The following is a 1,474-nucleotide window of genomic DNA, read 5'->3' as shown; positions in this document are numbered from 1 at the left end:
GACCGGTGGCGGTCCAGCCGACGTAGTCCTGGGCCGTCACCTGCACGCTGCCGCCGGGCGTGCCGACGGCCGGGAGCCGGACCCGGTGCCGGCCGACAGCGGTGTGCGTGGCGGTCGGGTGGCCGGCCGGGGGGCTGGACATCGCCCACGGGCCGTAGGTCCAGTTCGCCTCGTCGTTGTCCTGCACGCCGGGACCGGACAGGGCGTGCGTGGTCCCGATCGGGCGGTCGACATGCCAGACGCGGGCGAAACCCCACGTGGCCGGGATCGATCGGCGCGGTTCCTCCGGTTCGGGGTCGTTGCCGCCGCCCCCTGGTCGGTGTCCGCCCGTCGTCGTGTCCTCCGGCGTGGTGCCACCCGGCGTGGGCGTGCTGCCGGGGAGTGGGGGAGGGGACGTCGTGGTCGTGCCGCCGGTCCGGCCGGGGGCCGCCGGATCGCCTGTCGTGCGAGGGCCGCCTGTCGTGCGAGGGTCGTCTGTCGTGCGAGGGTCGGTGGCGTCGTCCGGCACGGAGGGCAGTGCCCGCGCGGTGGTGGGATCCGCCGGCGCGGCGCTGACCTCGTCGTGGTTGCCGGAGGCGGAGACCGTGGCGAGCACGAGGCCGGCGACCACGGCGATGGAGGCGACGCCCCGCACGATCCCGGGGTTCTCCTGCGCCAGCCGCAGGAGTTGGACGCCGCCGGGCAGGCTCGTGACGACGGAGACGCAAGCCTCCCGCACCGCCTTCGCCCCGGCGGTGACCGTGGCCAACGCGCTGCTGCCGACCTCGGTGACCCGGGCCAGGATCGTGTCCATCGTGGATGGTGGTCGGCGGGCGACCTGCTGCACCTCCGCGTGCAGCTCCCGCACCCGGAGCGCGAGGTCCTCGTCGGTGTCGTCCAGGCTCAGGCTCGCGGCCGCGATCGCCATTTCCAGCGCCTGCTTGGTGTTCCCGGTTTCGAGTCGGCACACGGCCAGGGCGTAGCGGAACGAGAGCTCGTCGCGCGCCGACCCCGTGCCGACCGCCGCCCGCAGTCCGAGGCCGAGCACGGTCATCGCGGCACCCAGGTGGCGTGACCGGATCAGGGTGGCGGAAGCGTTGCGGGCCAACGTCAACGCGGTGTCGTGCAGCTCGGCCGCCAAGGCCAGGCGCAGGGCCCGCTCGACGACCCGGAGCTCACCGGCGACAGCGTCGGGACGGGCGGTGGCCGTCCACCCGGCGATGCGGTCGACCAGCGGGACGAGGTCCGCGCCCCGTCCCGCGTGCCGCGCGACGGAGCCACCGACGGAGTAGCGGCCGGCATCCTCGCGCACCAGGCCCGTGCGCACCAGCTTGGCTGCGCCCTGCGGGTCGGGCGTGCCGCACGCGGCGGCCAGCACTTCCGCGCCCCACCACACGTCGCTCAACGCGACCAGCGCGCGCAGCGCCGCCCGCGCCGGCGGGGACAGCGAGTTCTCCACGTCCACCTCGACGGTCGGGTTGCCGCGGCTGTCCAG

Annotated in this window: 1 pseudogene; it reads right to left on the bottom strand. The window is 75.6% G+C overall.

The window, feature by feature from the left end:
* Window positions 1-1,474 (bottom strand): annotated as a pseudogene (locus tag AB0G02_RS39860) (hypothetical protein); the annotation flags it as partial.

Source organism: Actinosynnema sp. NPDC023658 (genome assembly GCF_040639995.1).
Lineage (GTDB): Bacteria > Actinomycetota > Actinomycetes > Mycobacteriales > Pseudonocardiaceae > Actinosynnema.
Note: the sequence above shows the minus strand (reverse complement) of the source record. Positions and strands in the feature narration are given on the sequence as shown.